Origin of the sequence: Paenibacillus suaedae, assembly GCF_032337355.1 — a bacterium.
GTDB classification, from domain to species: Bacteria; Bacillota; Bacilli; order Paenibacillales; family Paenibacillaceae; genus Paenibacillus_B; species Paenibacillus_B suaedae.
On record NZ_JAVYAA010000001.1, the window covers coordinates 1,340,164 to 1,362,046 of the forward strand.

Genomic DNA, 21,883 nt, shown 5'->3' on the forward strand with positions numbered 1-21,883 from the left:
CGGTTGATGGAGGTATATCTGGTTGACTTAAGATCGAAACAAAAGCACATAATACGCTAAATCTGAATTCAATCAACGTTAAGAGAGTAAAAGATGTTCAGCGAAATATTATGGAGCAGGTGTAATGGCCTAAATCGTTATAGATTAAACGTGGACATCGATTACATAAAAACTGTAAAGAAGAATGCAAAGCGACTCATTTAACGTGTTTGTCGTCGACCCCTAATAGCGTAAAAATCCCGGGGGATCGACGACAAGTCGTATTAGGCGTAAATGAGAGAAATAGGTTGTTATTGAAAGAAATATCTGATTCTTCTTGTTTTGGTTATAGATGTATACGGTTTGATTATGTAGACTTCTTTTGTTAGAATCGGCTTAACCACAAGTTTTATTGGGGTTTTGAACGTACCTATGAGGAATTGAAATTCGATCACTTCATATAATTGCTTTTCTCGCTCTTGACGTTTTGAACGTACCTATGAGGAATTGAAATCAGTAAGGGCGACGGCTGCGCGTTGGTTTTCGTTTGGTTTTGAACGTACCTATGAGGAATTGAAATCACGATGTTCTTTCCATGTAGCGAGCCATGAGAAGGGAGGGTTAACGTACCTAAGAAGATTCAAATATGCGTTTTGCAGTTTCAGTATTCCTGAACTAAGTTTAGGCATCCTTCTAGAACATTGGTTAAAGAGATGTTTGTAATAAACACACAAAGCCCTAGTCAATTGACTAAGGCTTAGGTAATTCCATCAATGAAGAATGGACTTCATATCCGATTGAGAGTTGCTACTTTGAGAAAGGCTTCCACCTGTTCATAACATTCCAGGAATATGGCTATTTTATTGTCCCTTATTTAGAGATAAATTTACAGCTTCAACAGCATGTATATAGGTTGTGTCAAATACAGGCACTTTGGAATCCTCCGGTTTTACCAATAATCCAATCTCTGTACAACCTAATATAATTCCTTCGGCTCCTAATTCAATTAATCCCTGAATCACTTTTTTATAGTAATCCCTTGATTCTTGATGAATTTTTCCCAAACATAATTCTTCATAAATAATCTTATTGATAAATTCTCTTTCATCGGTATTTGGTACAATAACTTTTATCCCATTCAGCTCCAAGCGGGATTTATAGAAATCCTGCTCCATCGTATATTTGGTGCCAAGTAACCCAATGGTTCGAAGACCTTTTTCTTTAATTCGGCTTGCCGTTGCATCTGCTATGTGTACAATGGGGATATTGATTTTGGATCGGATATCATCTATAACTTTATGCATCGTATTTGTACAAATAACGATAAAATCGGCTCCTCCTTTCTCCAAAGAGCGAGCAGCGTTAGCTAATACCTCACCGGCTTTTTCCCAATTTCCTTCTACTTGGTACTGTTCAATTTCATCAAAATCAACACTGTATAGAAGACATTTCGCTGAATGCAGCCCTCCCAGTTTTCTTTTTACCTCTTCATTAATTATCCGATAATATTCAACCGAAGACTCCCAACTCATTCCGCCAAGCAAACCAATTACTTTCATGTTGCCCCTCCATTCATATTTTTGTCACCTGTTCAACCGCATTTACATTTCTAATTGAACGGTGAATGAACTGATTTTATGTATGCTACTATGGTTCTATATTATAATATTGAAAAGAGCAATCATAAAGGTGACGATAAATCTTAGTATACGTAAAAACTTGTCGTCGACCTCCAATAGCGTAAAAAGTCTTGGGGATCGACGACTAATTATACAAAGGAGCTATAAAGGGGAAATCATTGATATTGAAAGGAATCAATGAGATGTTTGTATGTTTAGATTTAAGAAAATATGGGTTGTTTGTTTAAATGACTGTTTGTTAGAATGGGTGAAGCGATGGCATTTTTGGGGTATTGAACGTACCTATGAGGAATTGAAATGCTGGCGACAAGACACTGCCTAAGGATTTTCGAGACGAGTATTGAACGTACCTATGAGGAATTGAAATTCCGGTGGGTGCTGGTAGTCCCGTGGCGGAATCGATGTATTGAACGTACCTATGAGAAATTGAAATGCCGCTCTAGTGCCTGATATCCAATCCATGATGATGAGTTTTGAACGTACCTATAAGGAATTGAAATAAATTTGCGACCGCCTGCTGCGTCACGTCCATTTCGAGTTATGAACGTACCTATGAAGTGTGCCGACGTTTCACCTGCGTTTTAAAGTACCAATAAGGAATCGCAATGGAAGTGCCGTTTACGTTACATATGGGATCAGATACTCTAAATTTAAAGTAAGAGGGCCTCAACAGATGTTGAGGTCTTTTTTTTTGTCCATTTTTCCGTTGACTTCCTTAAAATGGTGTGTTAGTTTATGTTTGAAAATGAGAATCATTATCACTATATATTGTATTTACATTACTCATCAAATTGCTGTACCGCGATTTCAAGAGGAGGGGAATTTATGCGTGCAACAGAAACAGCGCATACAGATAACGGCTCGAACGTGATGGGCCACATGCAGAAGACGGATTTGCAGGAGATTAAAGCGTTCATGGAGCGCCATTATAATGAGCAGCTCACCATTGGGCAATTGGCGGAGATGGCGCGCATCAGCCCCAAATATTTTGTGGATTTATTTAAACGAAGGTTCGGTCAGAGCGCGATGGGATTTTTGACGGATGTGCGCATTATGCATGCGAAGCGCTTGCTGACGGAATCGGACGCAAAGTTGCGAGACATTGCGCAGAAGGTAGGCTACCGAGACGAGTTCTATTTTAGCCGCAAGTTCAAGAAGGAGGTTGGCTTGTCGCCATCCGATTTCGCTAAAGATTCCAAGAGGAGCATCGCCGTATGCTCAGCTTCGACAATAGGCCACTTGCTTGCGCTCCAACTCATCCCGGAGGCAGCGCCTCTCGATCCCAAGTGGTCTCCTTATTATTACAACCTCTACAGCGACAAAATTAAAACGCATCTTCTTTTAACTGATCCATATCATAAATTCACGTTTGAAATTAATTTGGATAAGCTGTGCCGGGCACGGCCGGACGTCATCATTGCCTCAGATCAGCTCCAAATGCGCGAGAGCAGCAAACTGAATGGGATCGCTCCTGTTCACAATGTATCGAGTAAAGCGGGCTGGAGAGAGCAGCTTATGGGAATTGCCCGCTTCTTGAACAAGGAAGAGCTTGCGCAGCAATGGATCGATCATTATGGAAAAAACGCCCGAGCCGGACGCGCACAAGCGGCGCAGCAGCTGGGAGACGATCGCGTCATGGCACTGCGAATCTACCAGACTCAACTATTCGTGTACCAGAATCGAGGGTTAGAGGAAGTGTTGTACGATGACTTGCATCTCAAGGCTGCCTGCGAAAGAGGGCTGCAAGGCCATTCCCCGATCTCGATGGATGAGCTTCGTGGGCTGAATCCTGAACGGATTCTACTTGCTGTGTGCCCAGAGGCTTCATCCCGCAAATATTGGCTGTCACTGCAGCATTCTCCCGAATGGAGGCAGCTTCAAGCGGTACGGAACGGGCATGTACATCCGATAACCGCAGATCCTTGGTTCGAATATTCAGCTATTGCGATAGCACGGATGCTGGATGAGGCTTTACTGCTCTTTACTGGAAATTGTCCAAACACATTTCAGGATTATGGCTATGGTGAATCCTTCGCAACGTGAGTATACTCAGAGTCGATTGAGAATCGTTATCATTGGAGGAGAGGGATCGTGTTAAATCGACGGAATGCAGGGACAAAAGGTTGGAAATTTAGACTAACAGCACTATTGTGCTGCGTACTTATCGGAAGTTTGCTCGCGGGCTGCGGGGCCAAAAAGGAGAATGGCAATGCCGCATCTGAATCTCAGAGTCCGAAAGAAGCCACGTCCAATGTGTCGGCCACTGCTGCTGGAGCGAAGAATGCTGCGACAACCGAAGAGCGGACGGTAACGGACGAGCTTGGACATGAGATCAAGCTTCCGTCCACACCGAAGCGGGTATTCGCCCCTAACATGGAGGACTCCTTGCTGAAGCTGGGCGTGAAGCCTGTGGCGCAATGGTCTAACGGGAAGAAAGGGCATGAGTACTTGCAAGAAGAACTGAAGGATGTTCCTAAGTTGGACTTGTCGGCAGGGCTTCCTTCGCCGGAGGTGTTAATGTCCTATAACCCGGAATTAATTATCTTGCACACGGAGACATACGCCAAGGACGCAACAATATATGAGAGCTATGCGAAGATCGCGCCGACGTATGTTTTTAAAAATGCGTCCGGAAATATCGAGAAATCGCTCGTCACGATAGGAGACCTGCTCGGTAAGTCCACTGAGGCTGATGCTGCATTACAGGCCTATCGGCAGAAGGTAACGGACGCCAAGGAGAAGCTGAGCAAGGCTGTGGAGAACAAGAAGGTCGCTATCATTCGGTTTGCGCCGAGAGGAATTAGTTTGATGGGAGGCAAGTATTTGTGCGGATATGTGCTCCATCAAGATTTGGGACTTGGTATTACGAAGCTGGTGGCCAATGAGAACAGCGCGAATCTCTCGCTAGAAGTCCTTCCTGAAATGGATGCGGACTATATTTTCGTCATCAACGCTTACGATCAAGGAAGCGACCGCATGAAAGAGATGATGGACAGTCCAATTTGGAAGAGCATGCCTGCAGCCAAGCAGGGTCATGTCTATGAAGTGAACAACCAGTACTGGCTCGGAAGCGGCTTGATTGCATATGAAAAAATCGTTGATGATGCTGTTCGACTGTTGACGGAATAGGGGGCAAAGCGGTTGGAACAAATGAAATCAACGCCGACGCTTACCGACTTTTCACGCCGCAGGATCGAGATTCCACTTGCAGAACAGTGGGTGCTTCGTTCACGCGCAGAACGGCGATCGTATCAAATAATGGTGGCTCAGCCCCTAGGATCGCCTCCACCAAGCGGTTATCCGGTTATTTACTTGCTGGATGGCAATTCCGTATTCGGCATGATGGTGGAAGCGCTGCGGCTGCAATGCCGCAGGCCGGATAAGACCGGAGTGCTGCCCGCAGTTGTGGTAGGAATCGGTTATGAGACGAACGGGCCATATGCACCGGATCGCTTCTACGACTTTACACCGCTGCCTGCCTCGGACTTCAAGCAGCGTTCAGACGGCACACCACTCCCCGAGCAAGGCGGGGCGGGGGCTTTCCTGCAATTCATCGAGGAGGAGCTGAAGCCGCAGATCGAGAGTGAGTTCCAGATAGACCGCAATCGTCAGGCGCTGTTCGGTCACTCGCTAGGTGGTTTGTTCGCGATCTATACGCTGTTCAGCAAGCCAGAGGCGTTCCAATATTACATCGCGGGCAGTCCATCACTCCATTGGAATCCAGACTACATGCAAGAGCTGGAGCGGAAATTTATCGCGCAAGCACGAATGAGAGAACGCTCATTTCCTGCACAGGTGCTTCTTGGTGTAGGAGAGCTTGAAAAAACGCATGTATGCCGTAACTGTGAGCGAGCGAACGAGCTGGCGAATCGTTTGTCGGCTATATCAGCAGACATCGGAGTAGAGGCGGAATACAAGGAATTCGAGCAGGAAGGCCATGTGTCGGTGCTTCCGATATTGGTGAGCCGGGCGCTGCGATTCGCACTGAATCCGGACAAATAAAGAGAGGTTAGTTGAATGAGATATTCAGGGATTGAAGGCAAGGTGGCCGTTGTCACAGGTGCGGCACAGGGAATCGGAGAGGCGGTGGCCCGCGCGTTTGCCGTTCAAGGTGCAATCGTGGCCGTCGTCGATCGGAATGAGACTGGTTGCACCAGCCTCGCAGCCGAGCTTAATGCAGGCGGATATCATGCTGCTGCTTATCCAGTCGACGTATCCGACAGTGCGGCTGTGAATCGAACGGTGGAGCGGATAGAAGAAGAGCTTGGCTCGATCGGCGTGCTTGTTAATGTGGCAGGCATTCTGCGGATGGGCCCGATTGAGACGCTGACCGATGAAGATTGGCAGTCGACCTTCAGTGTTAATGTCAATGGCGTATTCTATATGTCGCGCGCTGTCGTAACGCGTATGGCGAAGCGCAGATCGGGAGCGATTGTGACCGTAGGCTCCAATGCCTCCGGTGTACCGCGCACACAGATGTCCGCCTATGCGGCATCGAAAGCAGCTACAACGATGTTCACGAAGTGCTTGGGCTTGGAATATGCTCGTCATCATATTCGCTGCAACATTGTGTCGCCAGGCTCCACGGATACGGAGATGCAGCGCTCACTGTGGAATGGACAGAACGAACAGAACGGAGCGGAAGCCATGATTGCGGGTTCGCCGGAATCGTTCCGACTCGGGATACCGCTGGGCAGAATCGCGCAGCCATCGGATATTGCTGATGCTGTTGTGTTTCTCGCATCCGAACAGGCAAGACACATCACGATGCACGATATGTGCATTGATGGCGGCGCGACATTGGGATGTTGATGCTGACATCAGGAGAGCAGAAATTGCGGAAGGAGTCGATTGAATATGTTAAAGTACGATGCTGTTCCCACAGCTGAGGGGATACGGCTTCTAGAACAATATCAGACGGGATCGTCCTTTCTATTCTCGTCGCCTCAAGGTGCATTACTGACGCACGGGGAATGGGCGCGGCTGGTGGATTGGCAGGCCGTGGATGAAGAGAGCTTGCCTCAGGCCGTGTCGAAGCTGCTGGATGCAGCTCGGCAGGGGGATCGTGATTGCCCAGTCGTTGTCGGTGCAATTCCTTTTCACATGGAGGAGCCTGTGTGTCTATATGTACCGAAGGAAGTGCATCGGTACGAGCCGTTGCGCATGGATGCGCATGATTTTTTACAACAGGAAACGGAACGAGACAGCTATAGCGTACGAGCTGTTCCGGAGCCAGACCAGTATAAGCAGGGCGTCAACCAGGTTCTTGAGCGGCTGCAATCGGGCGAGCTCCAGAAGGTGGTGTTGTCCCGATCTTTGGAAGTGACATTGAAGCATGATGTGGATGTGCAGCGCTTGCTGCATCGATTACTCTGCCAAAACACTCGTGGATATACGTTTGCAGTGCCATTAACGATGGAGCACCCGCATGCAAGCAAGGACAAGGGCGTATCTGCTGCTAATGGAACAACCCAAACGTTAATTGGAGCAAGCCCCGAGCTGCTCGTAACGAAGCGGGGAATGCAGATTAAAGTGAATCCGCTGGCTGGTTCAGCAGCACGCAGCGATGATCCGAACGAGGATGAGCGTCGTGCCGCCCAGCTTCTAAGGTCGGAGAAGGATCTGCATGAGCACGCGGTCGTCATTGAGGCGGTCGTATCCGCTCTTCGTCCGTATTGCAGCAAGCTTCATGTGCCGGAAGGCCCGTCCCTTGTGTCTACGAAGACAATGTGGCATCTGTCTACGGAGATAAACGGGGAGCTTGCGGATCATGACATATCCTCCTTAGAGCTTGCTCTAGCGCTGCACCCGACGCCTGCCATTTGCGGGACGCCTACGGAGGCAGCTCGGAACTTGATCCGGGAGATTGAACCGTTCGAGCGTGGGTTCTTCACGGGGGCGGTCGGCTGGTGCGATGCGAATGGAGACGGAGAATGGGCCGTTACAATTCGCTGCGCTGAGGTGAAGGGGCGCTCGCTGCGTCTCTTTGCGGGAGCGGGAATCGTAGTCGGCTCGTCCGCGGAAGCGGAGCTTGCTGAGACGTCCGCCAAGCTTCGCACACTGCTGCAAGCGATGGGGCTGAATGAACAACAACCGATGATGATGCAGGGGGGATGAACGATGCTGGCAGGATGCCCGACATGGCCGGAAGAGTTTGCTGCACGTTATAGACAGGAAGGATGCTGGCAGGGAGAGACATTCGGCACGATGCTGCGCCACCGTGCAGCCCAATACGGGGATCGCATCGCAATTGTGAGCGGCGATCGGCGAATCAGTTATGCGGAACTAGATGAGCAGGCGGATCGCCTTGCTGCTGGATTCTATCGTTTGGGGATTAGGGCGCAGGATCGAGTTATTGTCCAGCTTCCGAATATTCCGCAATTTTTTGAGGTCATATTTGCGCTGTTTCGCATCGGAGCACTGCCTGTCTTTTCCTTGCCAGTGCACCGCAGGAACGAGATCGGCTACTTATGCGAGTTCACAGAGGCCTCCGCGTATGTGATCCCTGATAAGGATGCGGGGTTCGATTATCGGGAGCTTGCCGCACAGGTGAAGGACACGCTGCCAGATTCAAGCCGCGTTATTGTTGTAGGTGAGCCAGGCGAATATACAGCGCTGGATGATCTGTATGCGGAACCGAGCATTGGCGAGATCAAGGGGCCGAGCTCTGGAGATGTCGCTTTCCTCCAATTATCTGGAGGGACAACCGGCTTGCCGAAGCTCATTCCACGGACGCACGACGATTACATATATAGCCTGCGCATGAGCGCAGAAGTTTGCGGGTTGAATGAGCACAGCGTATATCTGGCAGTGCTGCCGATTGCGCATAATTATCCGCTTAGCTCTCCCGGCGTGCTTGGCACGCTATATGCAGGAGGGCGGATCGTGCTTGCCCGCGGAGCAAGTCCAGATGAAGCTTTCCCGCTTATTGCCGAGGAAGGCGTCACCATTGCAGCCGTTGTACCGCCGCTCGCCTTAATTTGGCTGGATGCCGCGGAATCGCGCCGCTACGACCTCACTCACTTGGAAGTGCTGCAGGTTGGGGGCGCCAAGTTCAGCGCAGAAGCTGCCAAGCGGGTGCGAACGACGATTGGCTGCACATTGCAGCAGGTGTACGGGATGGCAGAGGGCTTGGTGAACTATACGAGATTCGACGACCCCGAAGAGACGATCATCAATACTCAGGGCCGTCCGATGTCTCCGTATGATGAAATTCGCATTGTCGATGATGAGGATGACGAAGTGGCTCCGGGCGAGGTGGGACATTTGTTGACGCGCGGGCCGTACACCATTCGCGGATACTACCAAGCAGAGCAGCACAATGCAAGATCCTTTACGTCTGACGGCTTTTATCGCACAGGAGATATGGCCAGAATGACTCCGGCTGGATATTTAGTGATTGAAGGGCGGGCGAAGGATCAGATCAATCGAGGCGGAGATAAGGTGGCGGCTGAGGAAATCGAGAATCATTTGCTTGCCCATCCTGGTGTGCATGATGCCGCTGTTGTGTCGATGCCGGATGAATTTCTTGGCGAGCGCACATGCGCATTCGTCATCCCCTATGAAGCTGCCATAACGGGCAGCGAGCTGAAGGCTTTTCTGAGAGACAGAGGGCTTGCATTATATAAAATTCCTGACCGCGTAGAGTTCGTCGAATCCTTTCCACAGACGGGAGTTGGCAAGGTGAGCAAGAAGATGCTGCGGGAGCTGATCGCTGCGAAGCAGGAGGCATTGAGCAAGAAGTGAGCAAAAAAATAAGTAAAAAATAAGAGAAGAAATAAGCGAGAAGCATTTGAAGATGTGATGAAGCATTAGAAGTATATTAGAAATTGTAACTGCAGAAACCAGAGGAAGTTCTTGATAAGAGCCTAATGAAGGTGCTGGAAAAGTGCCAGAAGAAGTTGCTAAAGAGGTGCCTGAAGAGTACCCCAAAAATACCCACCTATAGGATCAAAAGGAGTACTTACAGAACTGTCTGAGAATGTCGCCGATTCGTTAGAAGCAGCACTATGGAAGTTCTATTGGAGTATGTAAAAAGTAATGAGGTTTCGTGTTCATGAAAATGTCTCGTGTTGTTGCAGAGTTTATCCATAAAAACTAGTGAAAAGAGGAGAAATGATGGGTCTTCCTACTATCCTTCCATATCGAATGCCAAGTGAGGCAGAGTTGCCAGAGAACAGGGTCGACTGGAGTCCGGATCCAAGCCGTGCCGTACTGCTTATCCATGACATGCAGCAGTATTTCGTCGATGCCTATGAGGCGGGCGAATCGCCGCTGGTCGAACTGATTGCGAATATTAAGGAGCTGCGCGAACGCTGTTCGGAGCTTGGCATACCTGTCGTGTATTCGGCGCAGCCAGGGGGGCAGAGTCCTGAGCAGCGCGGATTGCTGCAAGACTTCTGGGGGTCGGGCATTAATGATGGGCCATACCAGAAAAAGTTCGTAGACGAGCTGGCGCCGCGGGTGAACGATATTCTCGTGACAAAATGGCGGTACAGTGCCTTTCAGAAAACGAATTTGCTTGAAATATTACGGGAACGCGGACGGGATCAACTGCTCGTATGTGGGATTTACGCGCATATTGGCTGCCTGATGACCTCGTGCGAGGCATTTATGCAGGATGTCCAGCCGTTCCTCATTGCAGATGCGGTAGCTGATTTTTCGCTCGATAAGCATCGCATGGCGTTAAATTATGCGGCTGAGCGTTGTGCAGTGGTGGCAACGACGGAACGGGTTCTGAACGCTTTTAATCGGCATGCTGGCGAGCAGGAAGCAGAGGAAACAGCTGGAGCAGAAGCGGGTTGTTCGGTAACACTGCAATCTGTGCGCGACGCGGTTGCGCAGCTGCTGCAGGAGGAGCCATCTGCGATTGGCGATCAAGAAAATCTAATCACGCAATGGGGGTTGGACTCCATTCGGATTATGAGCTTAGTGGAACGTTGGAAGCGCAGCAGCATTGCGGTAAGCTTTGTGGAATTGGCGGAACGGCCGACGGTAGCAAGCTGGTGGGAGCTCTTGTCCGCCAAGCTCAGCAGTAACTCGGTGCCTAATTATGATTATTACTCGATATAAAAGGAGGTCATCATCATGCACGATCAGGAGAAGGAACGATGGCCACTATCAGGGGCTCAGGCAGGAATCTGGTTCGCGCAGCAGCTCGATCCTGACAACCCTATATTCAACACCGCTGAATGTGTGGACATCCGCGGGCCGATAGATTCTGCTCGCTTCGAAGCGGCTCTGCGCCAGGCGGTGACAGAGGCCGAGGCGCTGCATGTCCGCTTTGGAGAGGATGCAGACGGTCCATGGCAGAAGATCGTCCCCACAGACGACTGGGTGCTGCACATGATTGATCTAAGCAGAGAGGTTGACCCTGAAGGCACAGCCCGAGCGTGGATGAACCGCGATATGGAGAAGCCCGTTGATTTGCATACGGGGCCTCTCTTCACGGAGGCACTGTTTAAGATCGAGACCGAGCGGTACCTCTGGTATCAGCGCATTCACCATATTGTCATTGACGGATTCGGTGCAGCATTGCTGATGCAGCGTGTGGCGCAAAACTATACAGCATTAACCTATGATCTTCCGAATGGAGCCGGAACGTTCGGTTCCTTGCAATCCATTTTGGAGGAAGATGCAGCATATCGTTTATCGGAACAGATGAAGCGTGACCGGGAATTCTGGCTGGAGCGCTTCTCCGACAGGCCGGAAGCAGTTAGCCTTGGAGGACCTGCACAGCGAACTGCCCGTCACTTCGTACGCCGCACTGCGCATATTCCGGCTGCCACCGTGAGCGGATGGCAGTCGATTGCAGCTGAATCGGGAACAAGCTGGCCGGATGTTCTCGCAGCAGCAACCGCGATATATGTGCATCGGTTGACACAGGAAGAGGAGATCATTCTTGGTCTGCCTGTAATGTGCCGACTAGGATCAGCCGCATTGCGCGTTCCTGGTATGGTCATGAATTTGCTTCCGCTGCGTGTGGAGGTAAGTCCGGAGAGAAGCCTTGGCGATCTGCTGCGTGAGGTGACACGTGAGATCCGCATGATTCGGCGTCATCAAGGGTATCGCCATCAGGATTTGCGCAGAGACTTGAAGCTGCTTGGCGACAATCGCAGGTTAATCGGCCCGCTCATTAATGTCATGCCTTTTGTCGAGGATGTCAGCTTCGCAGGCTATCGCGGCAAAGTCAGCAACCTGTCCGCAGGGCCTGTTGATGATTTGACGATTAACGTATACAGCCATGCGGATGGCAGCGGTCTGCGTCTCGACTTCGACGCGAATCCCGAAATCTATAGCTTGGACGAGCTATATGCCCATCAAAAGCGCTTCCTGCATCTATTGGATGAGATTGCACATGCCGAATCGAATCGGCCTATTGGACAGCTTCCGGTGATTACGCCTGAGGAACGCCGACAGGTGCTTGAGGAGTGGAACGATACTGCACATGATGTGCCGAGCATAAGTGTGCCAGAGTTGTTTGAGGAACAGGTGGAGCACGCTCCTGAAGCAGTTGCGGTCGTGTGCGAGGACGAACAGCTTCGATATGGAGAGTTGAATGAGAAGGCGAATCGGCTTGCCCATTATCTCATTTCCTGCGGTGTCGGGCCCGATCGTATTGTGGCGCTGTCTCTCCCACGCTCGGTGGAAGCGGTCATCGCCATATTGGCTATCCATAAGACAGGAGCAGCTTATTTGCCGCTTGATCCGGACTATCCATCCGAACGGCTCGCCTATATGCTGGAGGATGCTGATCCGATCTGTCTGATTGCGACGAAGGAGACGTCCGCGAGCTTGCTCCCATGCAGCAGGAAGACCATCGTGCTGGATGAATCGGCAACGATAGACGCCCTGGAGGAATCACCTGCTTACAATCCTACGGATGAGGACAGGATCAAGGCAATTTCAGCATCGCATATTTCATATGTCATTTACACTTCCGGCTCTACTGGGAAGCCGAAGGGGGTCATGCTTACATTTGGCGGCTTGGCCAATCTGCTGCATGACATGAAGGCACGGTTGGCGCTGAGTCAGCAAGATCGGATGCTATCCGTCACTACGATATCATTTGACATATCCGTAATGGAGCTGCTGCTGCCGCTTATATCCGGATCTGTACTCGACATTGCCCGCAAGGAAACGATTCTAGATCCGTCTGCACTGGCAAGCCGCATTGCGGCAACAGGCGCAACGATTATGCAGGCGACTCCTACACTGTGGCAGGCACTTGCCGACAGCAGGCCAGAACGATTCGCCGGGCTCAAGATGATTACGGGCGGCGAGGCGATCCCGCTCGCATTGAAGCTGGCGCTGCAGGAGTTGAACGGCGAGGTCAACAACCAATATGGCCCGACGGAAACGACGATTTATTCGACCGCGGGGCTGCTTGATCATAGTCCTACGAACAAGCCGTCTATCGGGCGGCCAATTCGGAATACAAGGCTGTATGTGCTCGACAGTTCATTGGAGCCAGTGCCTCCTGGGGTAGCGGGAGAACTGTATATTGTAGGCGCCGGACTTGCGCGCGGATACTTGGGGCGTGCGGATTTGACTGCTGAGCGCTTCGTTGCCGATCCATTCGGTTCTCCTGGTACGCGAATGTATCGTACAGGAGATATGGTGCGTTGGTTGGCAGACGGCACGATCGATTATTTGGGACGTGCGGATCACCAAGTGAAGCTGCGCGGATTCCGGATCGAAACCGGTGAAATCGAGTCGCTGTTGGGTGCCCATCCTGATATCTCACAAGCAGCGGTTACGCTTTATGAGGATCATGCGGGTGAACGACGGTTGGCGGCTTATGTGGTTCCATCATCATCGTCTGGACTTGAACCTGCAGAACTGCGTCAATATGCAGTCAGGAAGCTTCCGGATTACATGGTGCCGTCCGCTTTCGTTGTTCTTGACGCGATGCCGCTTACACCGAATCGCAAAATCGACCGCAAAGCTCTGCCTGCACCAGATCGCGCTGCCGCAGCAGCGGGACGCGAACCGCGCACACCGCAAGAGGAAATCATATGCGCCTTATTCGCAGAGGTGCTGGGGCTTGCTCGCGTAAGCATCGATGATGATTTCTTCGCTCTCGGCGGACATTCCTTGCTCGCGGGACGAGTTATGGTGCGTGTGCGAGAGGCATTCGGCGTTGAGATGAATATCGGAAGCCTGTTCGAAGCGCCTACCGCAGCGTCTCTCGTGCGGCGTCTCGATTCTGCACAGGAGCAGAGACCAGCCATTCGCGCGAGCTTAGGCAAGCGGCCTGAGCGGCTGCCGCTTTCTTTTGCCCAGCAGCGACTATGGTTTCTGTACCGGCTGGAGGGGGCAACGCCTACTTACAATATTCCGCTCGTTGCCCGAATGTCGGGAGAGCTGAATGTCGAGGCGCTGCAGGCGGCTGTTTATGATGTGGTGGATCGTCATGAGACACTGCGCACGATTTTCCCGGATGAGAATGGCACCTCAAGTCAACTGATACTGAATTCAAAGGATGTACAAATACCGTTCGAGGTGCTGGACGTAAGCGAGCAGAAACTGAACGGCAAGCTAGAGGAAGCAGTACGATACAGCTTCCGTCTCTCGGAGGAGCCGTCGCTGCGAGTTCACTTGCTCCGAACGGCGGCGAACGAGCAGGTGCTCTTGCTGCTGCTGCATCATATTGCAGGCGATGGCTGGTCGCTCACGCCGTTGACTCGTGATTTGTCGATTGCGTACGAGGCTCGTTGCCGGGGCGAGGCGCCGGCGTGGACACGGCTTCCTGTCCAATATGCTGATTATGCGCTGTGGCAGGAACAGCTGCTTGGAAGCACCGATCAAGCGGACAGTCTGATTGCGCGCCAGCTCGATTACTGGACGGAAGCTCTGAAGGGATTGCCAGAGGAGCTGGAAATGCCTACGGATTATCTGAGACCTGCGGCAGCCAGTCATCAGGGAGGCACCGTCCAGCTGCAAATTGATCCCGTACTGCATGGTCGGCTGACAGAGCTTGCGCGAGGCAATCGGGCCAGCTTGTTCATGGTGCTGCAGGCTGCATTGGCCGTGCTGTTCACCCGACTTGGAGCGGGCAATGATATTCCGCTTGGCAGTCCGATCTCAGGTCGTAATGATGATGCGCTTGACGGTTTGATCGGTCTGTTCATCAATACACTTGTCATTCGCACCGACACGTCGGGCAATCCAGGCTTCGAAGAGCTGCTATCGAGAGTACGCAAGGTCAGTTTAGAGGCGTATGAGCATCAGGATGTGCCTTTCGAGCGCCTTGTGGAAATATTGAATCCGGTTCGTTCGCGCGCTAGGCATCCGCTTTTCCAAATCATGCTCGTGCTGCAGAATACACCGGAAGCGTCGCTGGAATTCCCAGGCTTGTCGTCGAGCCTGCAGCTTGAGAGCGTGGGTACGGCGAAGTTCGATTTGACTTGGGAATTGAACGAGCGCCGCAATGCAGATGGAGCGCCAGATGGTCTGGATGGGATTGTGGAGTTCAGCGCAGACTTGTTCAAGCGCGATACGGTTGAAATGCTCGCTGCGCGTTATGCGCGCATATTGGAAAGCATCGCCTTAGAACCAAGCAAACCGATTGGAGAAATTGATATATTGCTGCCAGATGAGCGGCATGATCTAGCGCAGGATTGGCTGGCATGGAGTTCATCTGCCCCAGATGCTGCGCAGGCCACAATTCCGCAATTGTTTGAAGCGCAGGCTGCCCGTTCGCCGCAGGCCATTGCTGTTGTTCATGAAGGCATGACTTTAACATATGGACAATTGAACAAACAGGCAAACCGCTTGGCGCATCTGTTGATGGAGCACAGGGTAGGGCCAGAGCATATTGTAGCGCTTGCTTTGCCAAGGTCGATGGAAATGATCGTCGGTGTATTGGCTGTATTAAAGGCAGGTGCAGCCTACTTGCCGCTTGATCCTGATTATCCAGCGGAACGGCTTGCCTATATGCTGGAGGACGCAGGCCCTGTATGTATCGTGACGGATCGGCTCACGATTGACAAGCTCCCGGATGGAGGGATGGGGGCTGTGCCGCGCATCCTACTGGATGATCCAGAAGTGATGCGCCAGTTAGCAAGCTGTTCCGAATCTGATCCTATAGAGCAGACGTGCAGGCGCAAGCTCTCTCCTTACAGTCCGGCCTATATCATTTATACGTCCGGCTCGACGGGCAAACCGAAGGGTGTGCTTGTTCCGCATCAGAACGTGGTGCGGCTGTTCTCCGCAACCGAGCATTGGTTCCATTTTGGCGCCGATGATGTATGGACGTTGTTCCATTCTTATGCCTTCGACTTCTCGGTATGGGAAATATGGGGCGCGCTGCTGCATGGGGGCCGACTTGTCATCGTGCCTCACGCTGTCAGCAGATCGCCAGAGGAGTTCTTGGGTCTGCTCGTGCAGGAGGGGGTAACGGTGCTGAATCAGACGCCGTCTGCTTTCTATCAACTCATGCAGGCGGACAGGGAGCATCCGAACCTCGGGCAAGCGCTGTCTCTGCGCTATATCGTTTTCGGAGGAGAGGCATTAGAGTTGGGTCGTCTGAGAGATTGGTATGAACGGCATGCGGATGATGCGCCGCGGCTTATTAATATGTACGGGATTACGGAGACGACAGTTCATGTCAGCTTCAATGAGCTGAATCGCAATAGCGACGTTCCGGGAGCATCCAGCCTGATCGGCGGATCGATTCCGGATTTGAGGGTGTATGTGCTGGATGATGCACTGCAGCCCGTACCGTATGGGGTAACAGGTGAAATGTACGTATCCGGAGCAGGCTTGGCGCGCGGCTATTGGGGCCGGCCGGGCTTGACGGCGGAGCGATTTGTGGCCGATCCATTCGGTCCGCCTGGTAGCAGAATGTACCGCACCGGAGACTTGGCGAAGCGCGTGATTGGTGGAGGACTGGATTATTTGGGACGTGCCGATCATCAGGTAAAAATTCGCGGCTTCCGCATCGAGCTGGGCGAGATTCAAGTCGTGCTTGCCAGACATCCAAGCGTAGCTCAGGCGGCGGTCATTGTGCGGGAGGACAACCCAGGTGACAAGCGGCTTGTGGCCTATGTGGTTCCTGCTGCAAATGCCCCTTGGGATGCGGCAGAGCTGCGCCGACATGCGGCTTCCATGCTTCCCGATTACATGGTGCCATCAGCCATTATAGGGCTGGATGCACTGCCGCTTACGCCGAATGGCAAGCTGGATCGCAAGGCGCTTCCCGCGCCCGATATTGCTCTTGATGCAGATGGGCGAAATCCGAGAACGCCGCATGAAGAGGTGCTTTGTGATTTGTTCGCCGAAGTGCTTGGCCATCGCCGCGTCGGAATCGATGACAGCTTTTTCGAGCTGGGAGGACACTCACTGCTTGCGGTTCGGCTCATCAGCCGTATCCGCGAAGCGCTTGGACGAGAGCTTAGCATTGCGGTATTGTTCGAGGCGCCAACTGTGTCCGGCCTTGCGGAGCGAATGGAGCTGGATCGGGACAGCGGGAACAGCGCGCTCCAAGTGCTGCTGCCGCTGCGGACGCATGGCGAAGAGATCCCGCTGTTCTGCGTCCATCCGGCAGGTGGCTTGAGCTGGTGCTATGCCGGATTAATGAAGCAACTTGGTGTAAATTACCCGATTTACGGCTTGCAGGCACGCGGAATTGCACAGGCTGAGGAGCTTCCGCAGACACTGGACGAGATGACGGCTGACTATATTCGCCATATCCGCATGATTCAACCGCAGGGGCCGTACCGCTTGCTGGGCTGGTCGCTGGGCGGCAATGTCGCGCATGCGATGGCCGTGCAGCTGCAAGAAGAAGGGGAAGAGGTTGCGTTTCTGGCGATGCTGGACGCCTACCCGAGCCACTACTTGCCGATTCGGGGGGAACCGGATGAGGAGGAGGCGCTGACCGCCCTGCTTGCCTTGGGAGGTTATGACCGCGACAGTATCGGCGATGAGCCGCTGACGATTGCAAGCGCAATCCGCATTTTGCGCAGTGATAGCAGCGCCTTGGCTACGCTGGATGAAGCGACGATTATGAATTTGAAGGTTACGTATGAGAATTCGGTTCGCCTGTTGGGTGCTTATGTGCCGAGAAGGTACGAGGGAGATCTGTTGTTCTTCCGCTCGACGATCATTCCAGACTGGTTCGATCCGATTGAGCCGGAGATGTGGATTCCTTATGTGGGCGGCCGTATCGAACGCCATGATATTGCATGCCGGCATAAAGATTTATGCCAGCCAGGGCCTCTAGCTGAAATTGGGGCAAGCATCCTAGAGAAGCTTCGAAATGCGAGCAGTAGGAAGGACGTTTCTGAAATCCATGTGTAGGTTATCCTCTGTATCGGGTATTCTCTGTATCCTCTATTTTTAGGAGACCATCTTCCCTTTGAAGTGATTAGTTGAGCAAGTTAAGGGGAAGGGGAACAAGGGATCAATATATTCGTGGCAAAGTGCGAACTAATTATTTTCAATGAAATTCACATGAAACAACTTAATGAAGGGAAGGGGTTGCAAAATGGCAAATCCTTTTGAGCAAGCAGACGGCTCGTTTTTGGTGCTGCGAAATGATGAGGAGCAATATTCGATCTGGCCAGCTTTCGCGGCCGTACCTGAGGGCTGGTGCAAGGTTCTTGGCCCTGCTTCTCGGGAAGAGAGCATCGAATATATTAATTTGCATTGGATAGATATGAGGCCCCGAAGCTTAGTGGCGTCAGTGACATCTGTGCTGGAAGAGGCTCAATGAGCAGGCGCTTGGATCCGAAAAAAGCAGTGTGCATCGTGTACGTGGCAGCCATGTTCGTGGTTGCCATGGATGCGACTATCCTCAACGTTGCGCTGAAAACGATAAGCGACGAGTTTCACATTCCGCCAGCCGCATCGGGAGCGCTTAACGTAGGATACCTGGTAAGCATTGCGATCGTTCTCCCGTTGGCAGGCTGGCTGGGAGACAGATGGGGCACCAAGCGCATCTTCTTGCTCGCACTTGCGATATTTACTGGTGCGTCGGTGCTATGTGGAACGGCTGGAGATGTACATTCTCTGATCTTCTACCGCATCCTGCAGGGGATTGGGGGAGGTTTAATTACTCCACTCGGAATGGCGATGCTGTTCCGGACATTCCCTCCTCAGGAACGGGCCAAAATCTCACGGTCGCTCGTGCTGCCAATCGCAATTGCACCTGCAGTAGGGCCAATCCTGAGTGGTGTGATGGTCGAGCATCTTTCATGGCGCTGGATTTTTTATGTGAATTTGCCGCTTGGAATTGCTGCTTTGCTGCTTGGCTTCTGTACTTGCAGGAGCACAAAGAGCCAGAGGCGGGCCGTCTGGATATTCCAGGCGTCCTGTTGTCGGCACCAGGACTCGGACTGGTGATGTATGCGCTTAGCCAAGGTCCGCTGCAGGGCTGGAGTTCACTTTTAATAATCGTTGCGGGCAGTGTGGGAACGGTGTTGCTGGCAGCACTGGTCTTCGTTGAATTGCGAGTACAGCAGCCGTTACTAGAGTTGAGGCTCTTACAAGACCGTTTGTTCCGGACGGCAGGACTTGTCGCCATGTGTTCCGCTGCGGGACTGCTCGGCATGCTGTATGTATTTCCGCTCATGTATCAGCATGCGCTGCAGGCTTCGGCCTTAGATGCCGGCTTGACGACTTTCCCCGAGGCCTTGGGACTTATGGTGTCATCGCAGCTTGTACCGTGGTTTTATCCAAAATACGGGCCCAAGCGGATCATTATTGTCGGGCTGCTCTGCACATCGGCAATCTTTGTACTGCTAAGCATGGTTGGAGCGGGAACAAACCCATGGCTCATACGAGGCATGCTGTTCGCGGTCGGCCTGTGCTTAGGACATACAGTCGGAGCCGTTCAGATTGCGGCCTTCTCCAACGTACCTCCAGCCTCAATGGGGCGTGCTACCACTTGGTTCGCGGTTCAGAACAGACTAGGACCAGCCGTAGGAATGGCCATATTGTCCGCCATCATGGCTGGCCAACTAACGAAAGGAGCAGTCGAAGCTGCCAATGCTGGACAGCTTGAAATGAATCTTCTCGCTTACCGTACCGCCCTGCTCGGTGCAGCTGCATTTCTGCTTTTTGGCTTATGTGCCGCCTTCCGAATTAAGGACAGCGACGCCGCCGCGACCATGAAATCTCGGCAATCTTCCACTCCTGCGGCAAAGCCTGTAAAGGCTGAAGGATAGAGGATAAAGGATAAAGGAAGTATCCTGAAAAGCTAGATTTGTGGTAGCATTACAGTGTATATACTATTGTACAAGTGTTGGTGTTCGTTGTGAATTATTGTCGTCGACCCCCAATAGCGCATAAAACCCGGGGGATCGACGACAAATTGAAATATGGAGATAGGAAGCGAAAATCGCAGATTGAATGTGAAAATATTCGATTTATTCTGTCTTCTAATCACCTCTCTAAAGCTTGTGTGAAGTAGAGACATTTAGTAACATTAGCGTAATAGCAACACTTTATGGGTTTTGAACGTACCTATAAGGAATTGAAACCGATATCCCGTAATCCATACATCCGCGTATGTCCAGTTTTGAACGTACCTATAAGGAATTGAAACAGCTTATCTCGAAGCGTCTTTTCTTCTTCCTTCAACGTTTTGAACGTACCTATACGAAGTAGAAACATATTCCACTGAGGATCGAAAAACATTAAGGTATCAAGGTTTTTCGGGAGGGATAGTCGTCCAGCGTCGGCTGATAGTCTTGCTGATATTGAATCTACCAATCTCTTTGAGTGAACTATAAGGCAAGTGTAGTATAATCAAATCATGGAAAATCGATTACCTATTCAGGACATATCCTTAATCACTGGTCTTAGTTCTCATACTCTACGCTATTATGAAAAAATTGGTCTTTTAGAGGGGATTGAAAGGGATGAAAATGGATATCGTAAATACTCAAAGACCGATATTTTATGGATAGATTTTCTCATTAGGTTACGTAACACAGAAATGCCTATAAGGGATATGCAAAAATTTTCAGAACTAAGACATCAAGGTGATTCTACCGTGACTGAAAGACGAGAACTATTAGAAGCTCATCAAGAATATGTTCTTAACCAAATTAGGCGACTAGAGAATAATTTAACCAAGATTAATGAAAAAATTGACTACTATAAGAAGTTGGAGGAAAAAGCTAAGTAATACAAATTAATAAGATTGAAGAGACCCTAATCTGAAGGGTCTCTTTTTTTGATAATTAGTGAACATAAAAATTTTTACTTGCCTTAAAGTGCACTCTAATCGATATACTGTTTCCTGTTGAAGAAAGATAGGAGGAGAAAAAAATGAAATATCGATTTATTGGAGATTTAAAGGTTTCATCTTTAGGATTAGGATGTATGGGAATGTCAGAATACTATGGAAATCAAAATATTGAGGAATCGATTGCTACGCTTCATTATGCCTTAGAACTTGGCGTGAATTTTTTTGATACAGCAGACCAATATGGAGTAGGGACGAACGAAGAATTAGTCGGTCGAGCATTGAAAAGTGTCAGACAACAGGTTAACATAGCTACCAAATTTGCTTTTGTAAGAGATGAGGCTGGGAAGGTAATTGAAATCAACGGAAGACCGGAATATGTAAAAAAGGCCTGTGAAGCAAGCCTGGAACGGTTAAATACGGACTACATAGATCTTTATTATCTACATCGTGTAGATCCCAGAGTTCCTATAGAAGAGACTGTTGGTGCTATGAAAGAATTAGTTGAAGAAGGGAAAGTTCGACATATTGGGCTTTCAGAAGTTTCTTCTCAAACGATAAAACGAGCGCAAAACGTACATCCTATATCAGCATTACAGACAGAATACTCCATATGGACTAGAGATATCGAAGAGGAAATCTTGCCCCTTTGCCGTCAATTAAATATTTCTGTTGTTCCATATAGTCCTTTGGGACGTGGTTTTTTATCCGGAAAGATCAAGTCGGTCGATAAATTCGTAGAAAACGATTTTAGAAGGAATGCCCCACGTTTTCAGGGAGACAACTTCAATCAAAATCTTTCATTGATTCGACCATTGGAGGAGATAGCAGACCAACTGAACATTAGTCCTGCACAACTCGCATTAACATGGTTGCTATCGAATGGAGAAGATATCATCCCTATACCAGGGACAAAAAGGAAATCCTACTTAAAAGAAAATATAGCGGCAATAGATATTGAATTGCTAAAGGATGTAAAGGATTTTATTGATAAAGCTGTACCGCTAGGTTCGGCAGCAGGTGATCGGTATCCTGTATATTCTATGAAATTGTTGAATCAGTGAAAGAA

At 50.5% G+C, this 21,883-nt stretch carries 12 protein-coding genes and 1 pseudogene; 12 read left to right on the forward strand and 1 reads right to left on the reverse strand.

What is annotated here, in order from left to right:
* Positions 1–839: 839 nt before the first annotated feature.
* Positions 840–1,538, reverse strand: a complete 699-nt coding sequence (locus tag RQP50_RS05970) for an aspartate/glutamate racemase family protein (RefSeq protein WP_315743966.1) — start codon at positions 1,536–1,538, stop codon at positions 840–842.
* 906 nt (positions 1,539–2,444) lie between these two features.
* Between RQP50_RS05970 and RQP50_RS05975 the strand changes: the two genes are divergently transcribed.
* From RQP50_RS05975 to RQP50_RS06030, 12 genes and pseudogenes are all read left to right on the forward strand, one after another.
* Positions 2,445–3,662 (forward strand): AraC family transcriptional regulator, encoded by a 1,218-nt coding sequence (locus RQP50_RS05975; RefSeq protein ID WP_315743968.1) that lies wholly within the window; start codon positions 2,445–2,447, stop codon positions 3,660–3,662.
* Positions 3,663–3,872: 210 nt separating this feature from the next.
* On the forward strand, positions 3,873–4,748 hold the full coding sequence (locus RQP50_RS05980; protein WP_394358366.1) for an ABC transporter substrate-binding protein: 876 nt from the start codon (positions 3,873–3,875) through the stop codon (positions 4,746–4,748).
* Between the two features lie 21 nt (positions 4,749–4,769).
* A complete protein-coding gene (locus RQP50_RS05985; protein WP_315744601.1) occupies positions 4,770–5,621 on the forward strand; it encodes an alpha/beta hydrolase in 852 nt (283 codons plus the stop codon).
* Between the two features lie 15 nt (positions 5,622–5,636).
* On the forward strand, positions 5,637–6,431 hold the full coding sequence (locus tag RQP50_RS05990; protein WP_315743972.1) for a 2,3-dihydro-2,3-dihydroxybenzoate dehydrogenase: 795 nt from the start codon (positions 5,637–5,639) through the stop codon (positions 6,429–6,431).
* Between the two features lie 45 nt (positions 6,432–6,476).
* The gene (dhbC, locus tag RQP50_RS05995; protein WP_315743974.1) at positions 6,477–7,736 is read left to right on the forward strand and encodes an isochorismate synthase DhbC; all 1,260 of its coding nucleotides are present in this window, start codon (positions 6,477–6,479) and stop codon (positions 7,734–7,736) included.
* A 3-nt stretch (positions 7,737–7,739) separates the two neighbouring features.
* Positions 7,740–9,365, forward strand: a complete 1,626-nt coding sequence (locus RQP50_RS06000) for a (2,3-dihydroxybenzoyl)adenylate synthase (protein WP_315743975.1) — start codon at positions 7,740–7,742, stop codon at positions 9,363–9,365.
* Positions 9,366–9,737: 372 nt separating this feature from the next.
* Entirely contained in the window at positions 9,738–10,691 is a 954-nt protein-coding gene (locus RQP50_RS06005; protein WP_315743976.1) for an isochorismatase, read from the forward strand.
* Positions 10,692–10,706: 15 nt separating this feature from the next.
* Positions 10,707–17,921, forward strand: a complete 7,215-nt coding sequence (locus RQP50_RS06010; RefSeq protein WP_315743977.1) for a non-ribosomal peptide synthetase — start codon at positions 10,707–10,709, stop codon at positions 17,919–17,921.
* Positions 17,922–18,108: 187 nt separating this feature from the next.
* On the forward strand, positions 18,109–18,336 hold the full coding sequence (locus RQP50_RS06015) for an MbtH family protein (RefSeq protein WP_315743978.1): 228 nt from the start codon (positions 18,109–18,111) through the stop codon (positions 18,334–18,336).
* Positions 18,333–19,789: pseudogene (locus tag RQP50_RS06020) on the forward strand (MDR family MFS transporter). Before RQP50_RS06015 ends, RQP50_RS06020 begins: the two are co-directional and overlap by 4 nt.
* A 590-nt stretch (positions 19,790–20,379) precedes the next feature.
* Positions 20,380–20,754, forward strand: a complete 375-nt coding sequence (locus RQP50_RS06025; RefSeq protein WP_315743980.1) for a MerR family transcriptional regulator — start codon at positions 20,380–20,382, stop codon at positions 20,752–20,754.
* 143 nt (positions 20,755–20,897) lie between these two features.
* Positions 20,898–21,878: an aldo/keto reductase gene (locus tag RQP50_RS06030; RefSeq protein WP_315743982.1), complete on the forward strand. Its 981-nt coding sequence runs from the start codon at positions 20,898–20,900 to the stop codon at positions 21,876–21,878.
* Positions 21,879–21,883 lie beyond the last annotated feature (5 nt).